At 49.6% G+C, this 15,836-nt stretch carries 15 protein-coding genes and 1 other annotated feature; of the genes, 7 read left to right on the top strand and 8 right to left on the bottom strand.

The window, feature by feature from the left end:
* Position 1 precedes the first annotated feature (1 nt).
* The 4 genes from ACO0U8_RS10190 to wzzB all read left to right on the top strand — a co-directional run bounded on the left by ACO0U8_RS10190 (position 2) and on the right by wzzB (position 4,864).
* Positions 2 to 745: a glycosyltransferase family 2 protein gene (locus ACO0U8_RS10190; protein ID WP_217203920.1), complete on the top strand. Its 744-nt coding sequence runs from the start codon at positions 2 to 4 to the stop codon at positions 743 to 745.
* Between the two features lie 4 nt (positions 746 to 749).
* Complete coding sequence (gene cpsG / locus ACO0U8_RS10185; RefSeq protein ID WP_217203919.1) at positions 750 to 2,120, top strand: phosphomannomutase CpsG; 1,371 nt, start codon at positions 750 to 752, stop codon at positions 2,118 to 2,120.
* A 146-nt stretch (positions 2,121 to 2,266) separates the two neighbouring features.
* Positions 2,267 to 3,676: an NADP-dependent phosphogluconate dehydrogenase gene (gene gndA, locus ACO0U8_RS10180; protein WP_217203918.1), complete on the top strand. Its 1,410-nt coding sequence runs from the start codon at positions 2,267 to 2,269 to the stop codon at positions 3,674 to 3,676.
* 195 nt (positions 3,677 to 3,871) lie between these two features.
* Positions 3,872 to 4,864, top strand: a complete 993-nt coding sequence (gene wzzB / locus ACO0U8_RS10175; protein WP_217203917.1) for an LPS O-antigen chain length determinant protein WzzB — start codon at positions 3,872 to 3,874, stop codon at positions 4,862 to 4,864.
* Positions 4,865 to 4,935: 71 nt separating this feature from the next.
* Here the strand turns inward: wzzB and hisIE are convergent, their stop codons facing one another.
* The 8 genes from hisIE to hisG are packed head-to-tail and all read right to left on the bottom strand — an operon-like array spanning position 4,936 to position 12,085.
* Entirely contained in the window at positions 4,936 to 5,550 is a 615-nt protein-coding gene (hisIE, locus tag ACO0U8_RS10170) for a bifunctional phosphoribosyl-AMP cyclohydrolase/phosphoribosyl-ATP diphosphatase HisIE (protein WP_421670989.1), read from the bottom strand.
* Between the two features lie 23 nt (positions 5,551 to 5,573).
* Positions 5,574 to 6,347, bottom strand: a complete 774-nt coding sequence (gene hisF, locus ACO0U8_RS10165; protein ID WP_056769579.1) for an imidazole glycerol phosphate synthase subunit HisF — start codon at positions 6,345 to 6,347, stop codon at positions 5,574 to 5,576.
* On the bottom strand, positions 6,329 to 7,066 hold the full coding sequence (hisA, locus tag ACO0U8_RS10160; RefSeq protein ID WP_122094958.1) for a 1-(5-phosphoribosyl)-5-[(5-phosphoribosylamino)methylideneamino]imidazole-4-carboxamide isomerase: 738 nt from the start codon (positions 7,064 to 7,066) through the stop codon (positions 6,329 to 6,331). The genes hisF and hisA overlap by 19 nt, the downstream gene beginning before the upstream one ends.
* Before the next feature lie 5 nt (positions 7,067 to 7,071).
* The gene (gene hisH, locus ACO0U8_RS10155; RefSeq protein ID WP_056769583.1) at positions 7,072 to 7,662 is read right to left on the bottom strand and encodes an imidazole glycerol phosphate synthase subunit HisH; all 591 of its coding nucleotides are present in this window, start codon (positions 7,660 to 7,662) and stop codon (positions 7,072 to 7,074) included.
* On the bottom strand, positions 7,662 to 8,744 hold the full coding sequence (hisB, locus tag ACO0U8_RS10150) for a bifunctional histidinol-phosphatase/imidazoleglycerol-phosphate dehydratase HisB (protein WP_056769584.1): 1,083 nt from the start codon (positions 8,742 to 8,744) through the stop codon (positions 7,662 to 7,664). Before hisB ends, hisH begins: the two co-directional genes overlap by 1 nt.
* On the bottom strand, positions 8,741 to 9,868 hold the full coding sequence (gene hisC, locus ACO0U8_RS10145) for a histidinol-phosphate transaminase (protein ID WP_421670733.1): 1,128 nt from the start codon (positions 9,866 to 9,868) through the stop codon (positions 8,741 to 8,743). Before hisC ends, hisB begins: the two co-directional genes overlap by 4 nt.
* A complete protein-coding gene (hisD, locus tag ACO0U8_RS10140) occupies positions 9,865 to 11,181 on the bottom strand; it encodes a histidinol dehydrogenase (protein WP_217203914.1) in 1,317 nt (438 codons plus the stop codon). The genes hisC and hisD overlap by 4 nt, the downstream gene beginning before the upstream one ends.
* Positions 11,182 to 11,185: 4 nt before the next feature.
* Positions 11,186 to 12,085, bottom strand: coding sequence for an ATP phosphoribosyltransferase (gene hisG, locus ACO0U8_RS10135; RefSeq protein ID WP_056769589.1), 900 nt, complete (start codon positions 12,083 to 12,085; stop codon positions 11,186 to 11,188).
* 95 nt (positions 12,086 to 12,180) lie between these two features.
* Positions 12,181 to 12,302: a sequence feature (His leader region), on the bottom strand.
* A 327-nt stretch (positions 12,303 to 12,629) separates the two neighbouring features.
* On the opposite strand from hisG, the gene ACO0U8_RS10130 reads away from it, so the two are divergent.
* The 3 genes from ACO0U8_RS10130 (at position 12,630) to flhC (ending at position 15,693) form a co-directional block, all read left to right on the top strand.
* On the top strand, positions 12,630 to 13,454 hold the full coding sequence (locus ACO0U8_RS10130) for an SDR family oxidoreductase (protein WP_136377239.1): 825 nt from the start codon (positions 12,630 to 12,632) through the stop codon (positions 13,452 to 13,454).
* 1,263 nt (positions 13,455 to 14,717) lie between these two features.
* A complete protein-coding gene (flhD, locus tag ACO0U8_RS10125; RefSeq protein ID WP_056769592.1) occupies positions 14,718 to 15,062 on the top strand; it encodes a flagellar transcriptional regulator FlhD in 345 nt (114 codons plus the stop codon).
* A 22-nt stretch (positions 15,063 to 15,084) separates the two neighbouring features.
* Positions 15,085 to 15,693 carry a flagellar transcriptional regulator FlhC gene (gene flhC / locus ACO0U8_RS10120; protein WP_056769593.1) on the top strand — a complete coding sequence of 203 codons (609 nt, stop codon included), beginning with the start codon at positions 15,085 to 15,087 and terminating at the stop codon, positions 15,691 to 15,693.
* Positions 15,694 to 15,836: the final 143 nt, after the last annotated feature.

Raw genomic sequence — 15,836 nt, 5'->3', positions numbered from 1 at the left:
CATGAAAGTTACTATTATTACGGCGACCTTTAATAGTTCGAAAACAATACAAGATACAATTTTATCACTTGAAAGTCAGACTTATAATAACATCGAGTATATTATTGTTGATGGGAATTCGAAAGATAATACACTTGAGATCATAAATGAGTACTCAACTCGTGTGTCAACTGTTATATGTGAACCCGATAAAGGTATTTATGATGCTCTGAATAAGGGAATATCTGCTGCTACTGGTGATGTAATAGGATTCTTACATTCTGATGATATTCTAGCTTATCCTGATGCTATAACTGATATTGTTTCAAAATTTTCAGAAGGTAACTTCGATGCTGTCTATGCGGATTTAGAATATGTTTCGCAGGACAATACAAATCTTGTGGTCAGAAAATGGAAAAGTGGGGATTATAACGTCAGTAAACTGAAATATGGGTGGATGCCACCTCACCCCAGTTTCTATATGAAGCGCTCTCGTTATATTGAATGGGGTGTTTTTAATTTAAACTATAAAATTTCTGCTGATTACGATTCCCTGCTTAGATATCTATGGGTTCACAAAGCAAAAGCTGTATATTTGCCAAGGGTGCTCACTAAAATGCGCGTTGGCGGTATAAGCAATCGTTCATTGAAAAACATAATTCAAAAGTCTAGAGAAGACGTAAACGTAATCAAAATGAATGGCCTTTTTTGGCCAATTGCACTTTTGTTTAAAAACTTATCTAAATTACCTCAATTTATAAAGTGATATTATGCCCCCTCTAACATGTTTTAAGGCCTACGATATCCGTGGCCGTTTGGGTGAAGAGCTCAATGAAGATATAGCATGGAGAATTGGCCGTGCTTTTGGTGAATATTTAAAACCTAAAACAATTGTTTTGGGTGGTGATGTGCGCCTTAGCAGTGAATCTTTGAAGTTGGCACTAGCGCGAGGTTTACAGGATGCAGGAGTAGATGTTCTGGACATTGGTTTATCCGGAACAGAAGAGATTTACTTTGCTACTTCTCATCTCAACGTTGATGGCGGCATAGAAGTTACCGCCAGTCATAACCCAATGGATTATAACGGCATGAAATTGGTTCGCCGCGATTCACGACCAATCAGCGGTGACTCAGGACTTCGAGATATTCAACGTTTAGCAGAGGAAAACAATTTCTCTCCAGTAGATGATTCCAATAGGGGACGTTACGAAAAAATATCTGTAGTCGACCAATATATCGATCACCTGTTTTCTTATGTAAATGTTGATAATATTACTCCGAAAAAGTTTGTTATTAACTCTGGCAACGGTGCTGCAGGGCCAATTATTGATGCAATCGAGAAGCGTTTCAAAAAGCTAAATATTCCACTGACATTAGTCAAAGTTCATCATAAACCTGATGGAACTTTCCCTAATGGTATCCCAAATCCATTATTGCCCGAGTGCCGTTCTGATACCAGTAATGCTGTAGTCAAGCATGGTGCCGATATGGGTATTGCTTTTGATGGAGATTTTGATAGGTGTTTCTTGTTCGATGAAAAAGGAGAGTTTATCGAAGGGTATTATATTGTCGGATTACTCGCAGCCGCATTTCTAGAAAAAAATCCAGGTTCGAAGATCATTCACGATCCTCGACTATCATGGAATACTATCGATATTGTGACTAAAGGCGGTGGTACGCCGATTATGTCGAAGACGGGGCATGCTTTCATCAAAGAACGTATGCGCGAAGAAGATGCTATTTATGGTGGTGAAATGAGTGCTCACCATTACTTCCGCGATTTTGCATATTGTGATAGTGGAATGATCCCTTGGCTGTTAGTGGCTGAGCTTTTATGTTTAAAGGGTCAGACACTTAGTCAACTGGTTGAAGATAGAGTGGCTGCATGGCCAGCGAGTGGGGAAATAAACAGTAAATTAGCTAATCCTAAAGTTTCTATAGACCATGTTTATCAACATTTTGCTCCTTTGGCTCAGGAGATTGATCATACTGATGGAATAAGTATGAGCTTTGAGAATTGGCGATTTAATCTTAGAAGTTCTAATACTGAGCCTGTTGTGCGGTTAAATGTTGAATCCCGCGGTGATGAGTTGCTGATGAAGCAAAAGACTGCAGAAATTATGAAACTTCTTTCTTCATAAGGTTTCACCTTTCTGAATGATAGTCCACCAACTGAATGCAATGCGGCATCTAACTCTATCCACTTCACATCTCCTGAGTTAACATCAGAAATGCATTCAGTACGGCATCGTAGTCGTAGCACCCATCCTAAAGACAGGAGTTTGTAATGTCCAAACAACAGATCGGCGTTGTCGGTATGGCGGTCATGGGCCGTAACCTCGCGCTTAACATCGAAAGCCGTGGTTATTCCGTTTCCATTTTTAACCGTTCCGGCGACAAGACTGATGAAGTCATCGCTGAAAACCCGGGTAAAAATCTGGTCCCGCACTACACCGTCGAAGAGTTTGTTGACTCGCTGGAAAAACCACGTCGTATCTTGCTGATGGTGAAAGCCGGTGAAGCAACTGACAAAACCATCGCATCCCTGACTCCGCATTTGGATAAAGGCGACATCCTCATCGATGGCGGCAACACTTACTATAAAGACACCATTCGTCGTAACCGTGAACTGTCCGAGCAGGGCTTCAACTTTATCGGTACTGGCGTTTCCGGCGGAGAAGAGGGCGCACTGAAAGGCCCATCTATCATGCCTGGTGGTCAGAAAGAAGCGTATGCACTGGTTGCTCCCATCCTCGAGAAAATCGCTGCACGTGCTGATGATGGTGATGCTTGTGTCGCTTACATTGGCGCAGATGGTGCAGGCCACTACGTCAAGATGGTTCACAACGGGATTGAATACGGTGACATGCAGCTGATTGCTGAAGCTTATTCTCTGCTGAAACAGTCTCTCAACCTGAACAATGAAGAACTTGCTGCTACTTTTGCTGACTGGAATAAAGGTGAGCTCAACAGCTACCTTATCGACATCACCAAAGATATCTTCACTAAGAAAGATGAAGAAGGTAAATACCTGGTTGACGTTATTCTTGATGAAGCGGCCAACAAAGGCACTGGTAAATGGACCAGCCAGAGCTCTCTGGATCTCGGCGAGCCACTGACTCTGATCACTGAATCAGTCTTTGCCCGTTACCTGTCTTCATTGAAAGATCAGCGTGTAGCTGCGTCAAAAGTATTGTCTGGCCCGGCGGTTAAACCTTTCGAGGGTGACAAAGCTGAGTTCATCGAGAAAGTGCGTCGCGCGTTGTATCTGGGCAAAATTGTTTCCTACGCTCAGGGCTTCTCACAGTTGAAAGCCTCTTCTGATGAAAACAACTGGGATCTGAACTACGGCGAAATCGCTAAGATCTTCCGTGCCGGTTGCATTATCCGCGCCCAGTTCCTGCAGAAAATTACCGATGCGTATACTGAGAATGCTTCCATTGCTAACCTGCTGCTCGCTCCGTACTTCAAAAATATCGCTGATGAATACCAGCAAGCGCTGCGTGATGTGGTGTCTTATGCTGTTCAGAACGGCATTCCAACGCCAACGTTCTCTGCTGCGATCAATTACTACGACAGCTACCGTTCAGCGGTTCTGCCAGCTAACCTGATTCAGGCACAGCGCGATTACTTCGGTGCACATACTTACAAACGTACTGATAAAGACGGCGTATTCCATACGGAATGGTTGGATTAATATAAGCTGTTTAATCTACTACGCCCCAGATCAGGGGCGTTTTTTTTGCATATCCCTCTATAAATACCCTAAGTTATTTTTTCGGGGGATTCTTAAGAAAATTATTACTTTTAATGGAAAATTTCGAAATAAATCTGTCTATAATCGATGGACACATATCACTGACCAAATGTGACTGTTTTCTGTAGGGTAATCATGAATCAAGATAATAAAATGACAAATAACCTGTCTTCGAAGCAAAATGAAGAGATTGACCTGATCGATGTTCTCATGCAGTTGTGGCGTGGGAAAGTTGTCATAATCTCTGTTATGGTACTTGCAATTATTTTAGCGACAGTTTATGTGCTGGTAGCCAAACAAAAATGGACTTCAGATGCAATTATAACTTATCCAGATTCTGGTCAAATAGCTAACTACAACAATGCGATGAGTGTGTTGTACAGCCAGAATCCTTCAAATGCTCCCACAGTAGTTGATGTTCAACAACGTTTTTTCAGCCGGTTCAATGCTTCAATTTCTGCTTTATCTGAACAGCTTGATAATCAGGCGGATCCGGAAAAGCTTATAATAACTCCGGCCGTTAAAGATCAACCTGTCCCTCTCAAAATCAGTTATACCGCTAAAACTGCTGGGGAGGCACAAAAAACCCTCACGACTTACATACAGCAGATTAACAAGCGGGTAGTTACTGAACTTGATAATGACTTGCAAATTAGCATCAATTCTAAAGTTGAAGACCTCAAAGAGGATTTAGCAACTCAGGAAAAGGTCGCTCTGGAGAAGAAAGATCTTCGTTTGAAAATGTTGAATCAGGCATTGCTGGTTGCCCAACAGGCCAATATTAAAGATACTCTGGTTCAGCAGGCTGAAACACTCTCCGAAGACACTCTTTTTGTTCTTGGTAGCGATGCATTGTCTGCCACCATTAAAAATGAAGCCACACGGCCATTGCCATTAGATGCTTCTTATTTTCAGGCTCGTCAAACATTGTTAGCTATCGCTGCGTTAAAATCTAAACCTGATTCAACTTATTCGCTTCGCTACGTTATGAAACCTGATCTGCCAATACATAGAGACAGCCCTAAGAAAGTGTTAATTTTACTGCTTGGTGCCGTTCTGGGTATTATTCTGGGTTCTGTGATTGTGCTGGGGCGAAACATGGTGAAGAGTTACAACCCCCGTAACTGACAGTTTGCCATACAAAAAAAAAGCCGCCAATGCATCTGCAAAGGCGGCTTTTTTGTGTCCGAAATCCAGCGTTACTTCTTATGGCGCTGACGTAAATTCTCAATCACAGCACTGAGGTTCAGATCCTGGTCCTGCAGTAAGACCAGCAGATGATAAACCAGATCCGATGCTTCATTTTTCAGTTCAAAGCGATCGTTGACCGTTGCCGCCAGCGCAACTTCGACGCCTTCTTCACCGACTTTCTGTGCAATACGCTTGGTGCCGCTGGCGTAGAGTTTCGCGGTGTAAGAGCTGTCCGGGTCGGCTGTTTTGCGTGAGGCGAGCAACTGTTCCAACTGATAGAGGAATGCCCAGTCGGTTTCTGCCGGATGGAAGCAGCTGTTATTGCCTTTGTGGCAGGTCGGGCCGACAGGATTTGCCAGAACCAGCAGGGTGTCGTTGTCGCAATCCGGGGTGATGCTGACAACATTCAGATAGTTTTCTGATGTCTCCCCTTTGGTCCACAGACGTTCTTTCGTGCGGGAATAAAAAGTCACTTTGCCGGAAGACTGTGTAACGCTCAGCGCTTCCTGATTCATATAGCCAAGCATTAGCACTTCACCCGACACGGCATGCTGGATAATAGCCGGCATCAGATTATCCACTTTTTCCCAGTCGAGCTGGCTGATTTGTTCTCCGGTCAGCAGACCGGTTTTTACATCCTGATTACTCACAAGCGGATCTCCACGCCATTTTCGGCCAAGAAGCTTTTCAGCTCGCCAATATTAATGATTTGTTTGTGGAACACTGAGGCTGCCAGTGCGCCATCGACGCGTGCTTCTGTAAAGGCATCGAGGAAGTGCGGCATGGTGCCCGCGCCACCGGAGGCGATCAGCGGAACGTGACACACTTCGCGGATCATCTTCAACTGCTCCAGATCGTAGCCGTTACGCACACCGTCCTGATTCATCATGTTCAGCACAATTTCACCGGCACCGCGCTCCTGAACTTCCTTCACCCAGTCGATGGTTTGCCAGGTAGTGATTTTGGTGCGCGCTTCATCACCGGTGAACTGATGAACCTGATAGGTTCCGGTCGCTGCGTCGTGCCAGGTATCGATGCCCACCACGATGCACTGTACACCATAACGGTCGGCGAGACGGCTGATCAACGTCGGGTCGGCCAGAGCAGGGGAGTTGATGGAGATTTTGTCTGCTCCGAACTGCAAAATACGTCCTGCATCTTCGAGGCTTTTAATGCCGCCAGCCACGCAGAATGGAATATCGATCACTTCTGCCACGCGTGACACCCAGCTTTTATCCACGACGCGCCCGTCACTGGATGCAGTGATGTCGTAGAACACCAGCTCGTCCGCGCCTTCCTGGGCATAACGCTGCGCCAGCGGCACGATATCGCCAATGATTTCGTGATTACGGAACTGCACGCCTTTCACTACCTGACCGTCTTTTACGTCGAGGCAGGGGATTATCCGTTTTGCCAGCATGAGATTGCCTCCGTCACATTAAATTTACCGTCGAGCAATGCGCGCCCGACAATCACGCCTTCAACGCCGCTGTCACGTAAAGCTGCAATATCATCCAGCGAGCCGATGCCGCCGGAGGCCTGAAATGCAACCTGCGGATAGCGTGCAGTCACTTCGCGATAAAGCTCGACGTTGGAACCGGCCAGTGTACCGTCGCGGGAGATATCCGTGCACAGCACATGTTTCAGCCCAAAGGGCAAATACTGTTCGACGATGTGCTCCAGGGTAGCATTTGAGTTTTCCTGCCAGCCGCTGATGGCAACGTTTTTGGTGCCGTTGCTGTCGATGCGAACATCCAGCGCCAGCACCAGCGCATCAGCGCCAAAACGGCTGAACCAGCCCTGAACCGTAGCCGGATCTTTGACCGCTGTTGAGCCGACGACCACGCGTGTGGCACCGGCGTTCAGCAACGCTTCGACGTCCTGCTCATTGCGGATGCCACCGCCGACCTGCACCGGCACGGAGACACCGGCCAGTAATGTCGTCAGCAGCGGGATCTGTCGTGCCGACGGATCTTTTGCGCCGGTTAAATCGACAAGGTGTAAAACCTGCGCACCCTGCTGCTGATAATCCTGCAATCGCGGCAGCGGATCGTTGCCGTAGTCACGTTGCTGACCGTAATCGCCCTGATGCAAACGCACCACACTGCCTTCGATCAAATCCAAAGCGGGAATAATCATGCTGTTTACATCTCCAGAAAGTTTTTCAGCAACTTCGCGCCCGCGGCACCGGAACGCTCGGGATGAAACTGCACGCCGAAGAAGTTGTCTTTTTGTACGGCGGCGCTGAAGGGCTCCCCGTAAAGTGTCTGAGCGACTGTGTTTTCGCATACCGGCATGGCAAATCCGTGGACGAAATAGAAGTAAGCATTTTCATCAATGCCGCGGAATAAATGGCTGTCGGCGTTGGCGATAACCTGGTTCCAGCCCATGTGCGGAAGAGGCAGCCCGAGATCTGGCATGCGCTGCACCGGCGTTTCAATGATGCCGAGAGTATCAATGCCGCCGTTTTCCTCACTCGAGGATGCCAGCAACTGCATACCCAGACAGATCCCGAGAACAGGCTGGGTACAGGCTTTGATCAGTTCGATTAACGAACGTTCTTCCAGCTGTTGCATCGCGGCCTGCGCAGTCCCGACGCCGGGTAAAAAAAGCTTATCAGCCTGCAACACGATCTCGGCTTCCCGGCTCACCGTTGGCTCGTAGCCCAGCCGCTGAACCGCGTATTTCACCGAAGAGAGGTTGGCACAGCCGGTATCGAGGATAACGACATTCATCACAGCACTCCTTTGGAACTCGGCAGGGTGTTGCCATCAACGCGAATTGCCTGGCGCAGTGTGCGGCCAAAGGCTTTGAACAGACTCTCGACGCGGTGATGATCGTTTTTACCTTTGGTACGCAGATGCAGGGTACAGGCCATAGCGTAGGACAGTGAGCGGAAGAAGTGCTCGACCATTTCGGTGCTCAGGTCGCCGACGCGCTGATAGTTAAACTCGGCTTTGTATTCGAGGTGCGGACGCCCGGAGATATCCAGCGCGCAGCGTGCCAGACATTCATCCATTGGCAGCACGAATCCGAAACGTCCAATGCCGCGCTTGTCGCCGAGGGCTTTGTTCAGGGCCTCGCCCAGCGCCAGAGCGGTGTCTTCCACGGTGTGGTGATCGTCGATATACAAATCGCCTTTCACTTCGATGTTCATACGGAAACCGCCGTGCGTGGCGATCTGATCCAACATGTGATCAAAGAAGCCTACGCCGGTGCGGATTTTGCTTTCGCCTTCGCGATCCAGCCAGACATCCACATCAATCGCCGTTTCGCGGGTCACGCGGTTCACCCTGGCGTGGCGGTCGCGTTTGGTGAGCTGATCGGCGATGGCCGCCCAGTTCAGCGTATCGCGCTGATAACGCAGCCCGGCGATGCCCATATTGGCCGCCAGCTGAATATCGGTGTCACGATCGCCGATCACATAACTGTTGGCTGTATCGAGCAGCCCGCTTTCTAGGTAGCCCTGCACCAGTTTGGTTTTAGGTTTACGGCAATCGCAGTGATCGGCCGGAAGGTGAGGGCAAATCAGCACCTCATCAAAAACGATGCCCTGAGAGGTCAGGATTTGCATCATCAGGTCATGGGGTGGATCGAAGGTTTCCTGCGGGAAACTGTCGGTACCCAGCCCGTCCTGATTGGTGATCATCACCAGTTTAAATCCCGCGGTTTGCAGTGCCAGCAGGGCAGGGATCACACCCGGTTCCAGTGCCAGTTTGTCCAGACGATCGACCTGGAAATCTTCTGGCGGCTCTGAAATCAGGGTACCGTCACGGTCGATGAAGAGCGTTTTTTGTAGTAAAGGACTCTGGCTCACATGTGCTCCTTGCGGGGGCTGTTCTGTTGAATAAGAGGGGCATTGGCGCCCGGTAGCGGTTGCAAAGCATCAATGACGCGCTGCAGTTCTTGCCGTGTACCGATAGTGATACGTAAGCAGCCGGAAAGCCCCGGTTGCTTGTTCTGGTCACGTAAGATAATGCCCTGATCCCAGAGGTTTTTAAATACTGCGCTTGATGCGGTAAAACGCGCGAGAACATAGTTCGTCTCACTGGTGAAGACCTGTTCAACGCAATCGCATTTTCTCAGCTCTGCCAGCAACCATTCGCGATTTTGGGTCACTTCGGTCACGCGCTGACGCATAATCGCCAGCCCTTCCGGGCTCAGTGCCTGTGCCGCGATATCTGCCACCGGCGTAGATAACGGATAGGGCGCGATCACTTTCATTAATAAGGCAATCAGTTCGCTGTTGGCAATCGTAAATCCGCAGCGCAGGCCGGCAAGTGCAAAGGCTTTGGAAAGCGTGCGCAAAACCGCGAGGTGCGGATATTCCTGCAACCAGCCGGTGACTGTCGCCTGCGGGCAAAACTCAATATAGGCTTCATCAATTGCCACGATGGCGCGGCCACGGGTCAGGTCTAATACAGCGCGAAGTTCATCCGGGCTGATAACATTGCCGGTCGGGTTATTCGGGCTACAGATATACACCAGCTTTACGCCGCCAAGAGCAGCTTCAATTGCCGGAAGATCCAAAGACCAGTCAGCTTTTGCCGCAACGGTACGGCCTTCCACGCCAATCGTCTCCGCGCTGACGCTGTACATGCCATAAGTTGGCGGACAATAAAGGATGGCATCTTTGCCCGGCTCACAGAATGCGCGGATCAAAAGCTCGATGCCTTCGTCAGCGCCCCGGCTGACCAGCACCTGTTCCGGATCAACACCGGCGTAAGCCGCATAGCGGTTGATCACCAGCGCAGGCTGACACTCCGGATACCGGTTGAAGGTCTGCGCGGTAAGTTCGAACTGCGGTGCAATGGCGTATTCGTTGGCGTTAAGCCAGACATCGCCGTTACCGCCGAGACGTCGGGCGGACTGATAGGGTGTCAGTTCGCGCACGTTCTGGCGTGCCAGAGACTGAATGCTCAGCGTGTTTTCATCGCTCATAATCCTTTCTCCTTCAGGGCATTGACCCGCAGTGTCACAGCATTTTTATGTGCAGTCAGTTGCTCCGCCTGCGCCAGGGTTTCGATGGTGGTCGCCAGACCGAGTAAACCTTCCGGCGTTAACTGCTGAACGGTCATCCGTTTCTGGAAATCCGCCAGACCGAGGCTGGAACAGGTGGCGGTGTATCCGTAAGTTGGCAAAACGTGGTTGGTGCCGGAAGCGTAATCGCCCGCCGATTCCGGTGACCAGTCGCCGAGGAACACCGAACCTGCACTGGTGATGCTGTCAACCAGCTGTTCCGGTTCCCGGGTTTGCAGAATCAAGTGTTCCGGACCGTAGGCGTTGCTGATTTCAATACACTGTGCGATGTCTTTCGCGACAATCAGACGGCTGCTGGCCAGTGCCTGACGGGCAATCTCGCTGCGGGACAGCGTTTGCAGCTGGCGCTCAACGGCTTCGCCAACGGCCTGCGCCATCTTAACGTCCGGCGTCAGCAAAATGACCTGTGAATCCGGGCCGTGTTCTGCCTGAGAAAGTAAATCAGAGGCGACAAAGTCAGGTGTTGCGCCGCTGTCGGCAATCACCAGCACTTCGGAAGGCCCGGCTGGCATATCAATTGCCGCGCCGTCCAGACTCTGGCTGACCTGACGTTTGGCTTCGGTCACATAGGCATTGCCCGGCCCGAAGATTTTCGCCACGCGTGGCACGCTTTCGGTGCCAAAGGCCAGGGCGGCAATTGCCTGCGCGCCGCCGAGCTGATACACCTCTTCCACGCCGCAGAGCTTCGCGGCATACAGAATTTCGTCAGCCACAGGTGGCGGCGAGCACAACACCACTTTCTGACATCCGGCAATCCGCGCGGGCGTCGCTAACATTAATACCGTGGATACCAGCGGCGCAGATCCGCCCGGAATGTACAAACCCACGGACTGGATCGGGCGGGTCAGTTGCTGGCAACGCACGCCCGGCTGAGTTTCGATATCCACAATGGACAGCTTTTGCGCCTGGTGGAACGTATCGATATTGCGAACGGCGTGCGCCATTGCCTGTTTAACGTCATCGCCTAAACGCGCTGATGCTGCCTCGATTTGTGCCGCAGTGACGCGCAGCTCTTGCACTTCAGTTTTATCAAAGCGGGCGCAAAACTCGCGCAACGCACTGTCGCCTTCACTGCGCACGCGGCGCAGGATTTCGCTGACAGATTCGGTAATACGGTCGGATGCCGAAATCGCCGGACGGGTCAGTAAATCGCGACGTTGTTGTTCGTCGCATTGCTGCCAGTCAATCGGGGTAGTGAACGCGTTAGGCTGCATGGCATTACTCCATCATTTTTTCGATTGGCAGAACCAGAATTGAGCTGGCGCCCAGCGCTTTCAGTTTTTCCATGGTTTCCCAGAACAGCGTTTCGCTGCTGACCATGTGCATCGCCACACGTTGCTGATCGCCGGCCAGCGGCAGAATGGTCGGGCGTTCAGCGCCTGGCAGCAGGGCAACGATTTCGTCCAGACGCTCACTTGGCGCGTGCAGCATAATGTACTTGGATTCACGGGCCTGAATGACGCCCTGAATACGGGTCATCATTTTGTCGATGAGTTGCTGTTTGGCTTCCGGCATTTCGCCGTCGCGCTGGATCAGACAGGCTTTAGAGCGGTAAATCACTTCCACTTCACGCAGGCCGTTGGCTTCAAGCGTGGCGCCGGTGGAAACCAGATCGCAAATTGCATCAGAAAGACCGGCGCGTGGCGCGACTTCAACAGAACCGTTCAGCAGACAGGATTTGAAATCGACGCCCTGTTTGTCGAGATATTGCTTGAGCAGGTGCGGATAGGAGGTGGCGATGCGGGAGTTTTGCAGGCTTTGCGGGCCGGTGTATTCTGCGTCAAGCGGGGTCGCGAGCGACAGACGGCAACCGCCGAAGTCCAGGCGACGCAGCGTGAAATAACGCGGATCTTCGCCCTGAGCGCGGCGTGCCAGCAACTCTTCTTCCAGCACGTTCTCACCGATGATGCCCAGATCAACCACACCGTCCATTACCAGCCCCGGAATGTCGTCATCACGGACACGCAGAATGTCGATCGGCATGTTTTCTGCGAAGGCGATCAGGCGTTGTTCCTGCAGATTGATTTTAATCCCGCAGCGTGCCAGCAATTCGCGTGACTCATCGCTCAGGCGACCCGATTTCTGCATTGCTATCCGTAAACGTGTTTTATCCAGCATGATGACCTCAATTTCTTTGTTTTCAGTTTTAATGTTTTGGTAAATGTTGTGTGCAGAGTTTTGTACAAATGCTTTTACTTCAATTCGTTAGGCCAAAAAAAAAGCCCCCGGAAGTGTTCTTCCGGGGGCTTTCTCTGCGTTCTGCTCCACTGGAAGATCTAGACAGTCTTCCAGCACCAATCGCCTGCAAGACTAGTCAGGGTGATGGTGATGATGGTGGTTAATCATAACGTTTGTCATGTCAGTCTCTCTGAGTGTTCATTCGGTGCGGCGTTATTCATAACGAAGTCTGCGCCACACAAATCAAATTCGGTTGCCAATAAAACTAAACTATCGGGCGGCAAGTGCGCAACCTTTTTTTCGGATGATGAGTTTTTCTTATCTTCAGGGGCTGTTTCATCGAAAAAATGAATGATCTGTTCACAGTCTCCTGGAAAAGCTTACGCATCTATAAGGAGAGAAAGGCTAGTATAAAGAGAAGCGAGAACGCGAACGGCAGATGGCGCAGTGGTGACCATCGGCCACCGAGCAGAGGGAGTAACAGATGAAAAAGGTTTCTATTATTGGATTGGGCTGGCTGGGAATGCCTCTGGCGATGGCGCTGGCGGGCAGAGGCTACGACGTGGTGGGCAGCAAAACCACGCCTGACGGTGTAGATGCCGCCAGAATGGTCGGCATTGACTGCTATCCGTTGGTGTTCACCCCGGAGATGGAATGCGAAGCGGAAGATTTGGATAAACTGCTGAACGTTGATGCGCTGATCATCACCTTACCGGCACGCAGAACCGTCGAAGGCAGCGAGCTTTACTTCCAGGCCGTGCAGCAGCTGACAGACAGCGCGCTGGCACACAACGTAAAACGCATCATCTTCACCAGTTCCACGTCTGTTTACGGTGAAAGGGACGACATCGTGCGCGAAGGTTCCGCCCTTGAGCCGGTGACCTCCAGTGGAAAAGTGCTGAAAGAATTAGAAAGCTGGTTACACAGCCTGCCGCATACCTCGGTGGATGTGTTACGGCTGGCCGGTCTGGTGGGGGGCGATCGTCATCCGGGGCGCTTCATGGCAGGCAAAACGGACGTGAAAGGGGGGCAGAATGGCGTCAACCTGGTGCATCAGGATGACGTTGTCGCCGCCATCACCTTATTGCTCAGTCTGCCAAAGGGTGGGCACACCTATAATCTGTGCGCCCCTAAACATCCGGCAAAAGCCGAGTTTTACCCGGCGCTGGCCCGCCAGATGGGGCTTGAGGCGCCGACGTTTGCTGAAGAAACTTCAGCAACCAAAGGAAAAATCGTCGACGGTGAGCGTATCTGCAAGGAGCTGGGGTTCGAGTATCAGTATCCCGACCCACGGACGATGCCTTTTTAATCGATTATCCATCATTACCCTGAGGGTAATAATAATATGTGATGACCTGCCGGATTTTGCGGCAGGTTTTTATTTGTGAACCTCGTTTTTGCTTTTGAATGAAAGTCTCCCGCCTCCAAAACCCTGTTTTTTGTTAAAGCAGTGCTTTCTTTATTTATAAAACCCCGCGAATAACCCTTTATTTCACTGGCTAATTAAATCCCCATGCTCATGGAGTAATGAAAGATGTTCTTTATGCTCTGTTAGCAGGTTTACGAGGAGCAGGCTGCTGATTAGGTAATAATATTCCTAATCACTCTCTTTTTATTTGCGATTGTCCGGAATAAACCACTTTTTTAAGCCCAATCACTAAAGTTTTCGTGAAGAGTTGCCGATAGAGAAGCACGGGACATTGTCCTCTTTTCATCATATCTGCTTATCAATCTGGTCTGCTGACCGGATGACTTCCCGTCCCTGAACACATTCCCTTACACTCATTGTCTTTTTACTTTTCAAATCGTGTAGTTGTTCACGTTTTCAAAACCTTTTGAATCAAATTTAACCAAAATCCCGCAACACACTTCCTCTGCAAACCGCGTAATGACTGGGTTTTAACGCGATAGCACATTGATCACACTATCGGAAATTACCAGCACATTTCACTGCACAAGCTATGCTTAATCACTGAATGTTCTTATCATTTGGCTTTAGCTGGTCTTTGTACAAATTGATCTCAAAAAGGCGAAAAAAGGCAGTCTGGGGAAGGGTTTTTAGATGCTTTTTTACTTTTGCGTTAAAACTGCGCAAATTTTTACGATAAAGTGCGCTTTTTAGGATAAAATAAATTTCTAAAGTGTGATGTGCGTCACACTTTATTCAAAATTTGTGATCAGTTAGATTGTATGTATAAAGGGAACAGGGGTAGAGTTGCGTCGTAGTAAGATTATTCCTAATAATGTATGTAAAAGCGTTTCACTGAATGAGATGCCATCACAGCAACGGACCCTGCCAGTACAACAAAACTGATATGTTTGAAGATTACTTAGCATTGCAATTGTCACACTTAATTTAGTTTACATCAGGAACAAACTTGTATTGGCGGTGAAGTAAATACCGCGGGATAAATCCATTTCTCATCGTGAGATTTATTAATCAGCCAATGAACTAATTGTTTTGATAGTGAAAAAATACTCCCTGACAGGCCGGGTAAAACTCTTGCTGCATGGAATATGTCTATCAATCAGCCACATTAAAAATGTGGCATCGGTAATGGGGTAGAACAGCATGTCCGAATTGCTTAAGCACATATATGATATCAACCTGTCATATTTACTTTTGGCACAGCGTTTGATTAATGACGAGAAGGCCTCCGCGATGTTCCGGCTGGGGATTGACGACGTGATGGCAGACGCCTTAGGCCAACTTACGTTGCCACAAATGGTTAAATTAGCTGAAACGAATCAGCTTCTTTGTCAGTTCCGCTTTGATGACAGTAAGACCATCGAACGCCTGACCCAGGAATCCCGTGTAGATGATTTGCAGCAAATCCACACCGGTATCCTGCTGTCGAGCCACCTGCTTAAAGGTCTGGCGGCGAGAGACAGCGGCGCCATGAAGAAAAGGGCGTAGCCATGTCTATTAAGGGCGCAACATGCTAATCAAAGAGACGCCAGCCAAACCGGCAGAAAAAAGTATTGTTCAGGAAGCCCGCGATATTCAGCTCGCCATGGAGCTGATTTCTTTGGGCGCAAGATTGCAGATGCTGGAAAGCGAGACGCAGTTAAGCCGTGGCCGTCTGATTAAACTGTACAAAGAATTACGTGGCAGCCCGCCACCGAAAGGCATGCTGCCATTCTCGACAGACTGGTTCATGACCTGGGAACAAAACATTCACTCTTCGATGTTTTACAACGCGTACTCTTTTCTGATGAAGAGCGGGCATTGTAATGGTGTCGAAGCGGTGATCAGCGCCTATCGTTTATATCTTGAGCAGTGTCCTGAACAGCCGGGAGAAGCGCCGATTTTAGCGTTGACCCGCGCCTGGACGCTGGTCCGGTTCGTGGACAGCGGTATGTTGCAGCTTTCTGCCTGTAACTGCTGTGACGGATCATTTATTACCCATGCACACCAGCCCCGTCACGGGTTTGTTTGCAGTCTCTGCCAACCCCCATCCCGCGCAGTAAAAAAACGTAAACTTTCCCCGCAGGTTGCCGATATAACATCTCAAGAGCTGGACGAAAAGGTCAAGCGCGCAGTCTGAGATGTCAGGGTCGCAGTAAGAATGCCCGGGCGGTGGTAACACCGCTCCCTATTTTCCCCCTCATCTCTCAGCCTTTGTCTGGCACTTTTTTATGCAAATCATCCGGGTTGCATAGAAAACGGCAGGCTCATGGCGGTGCGCTT

The organism is Rahnella sp. EDr1-12 (assembly GCF_049206505.1).
Classification (GTDB): domain Bacteria; phylum Pseudomonadota; class Gammaproteobacteria; order Enterobacterales; family Enterobacteriaceae; genus Rahnella; species Rahnella rivi.
Note: the sequence above shows the minus strand (reverse complement) of the source record. Positions and strands in the feature narration are given on the sequence as shown.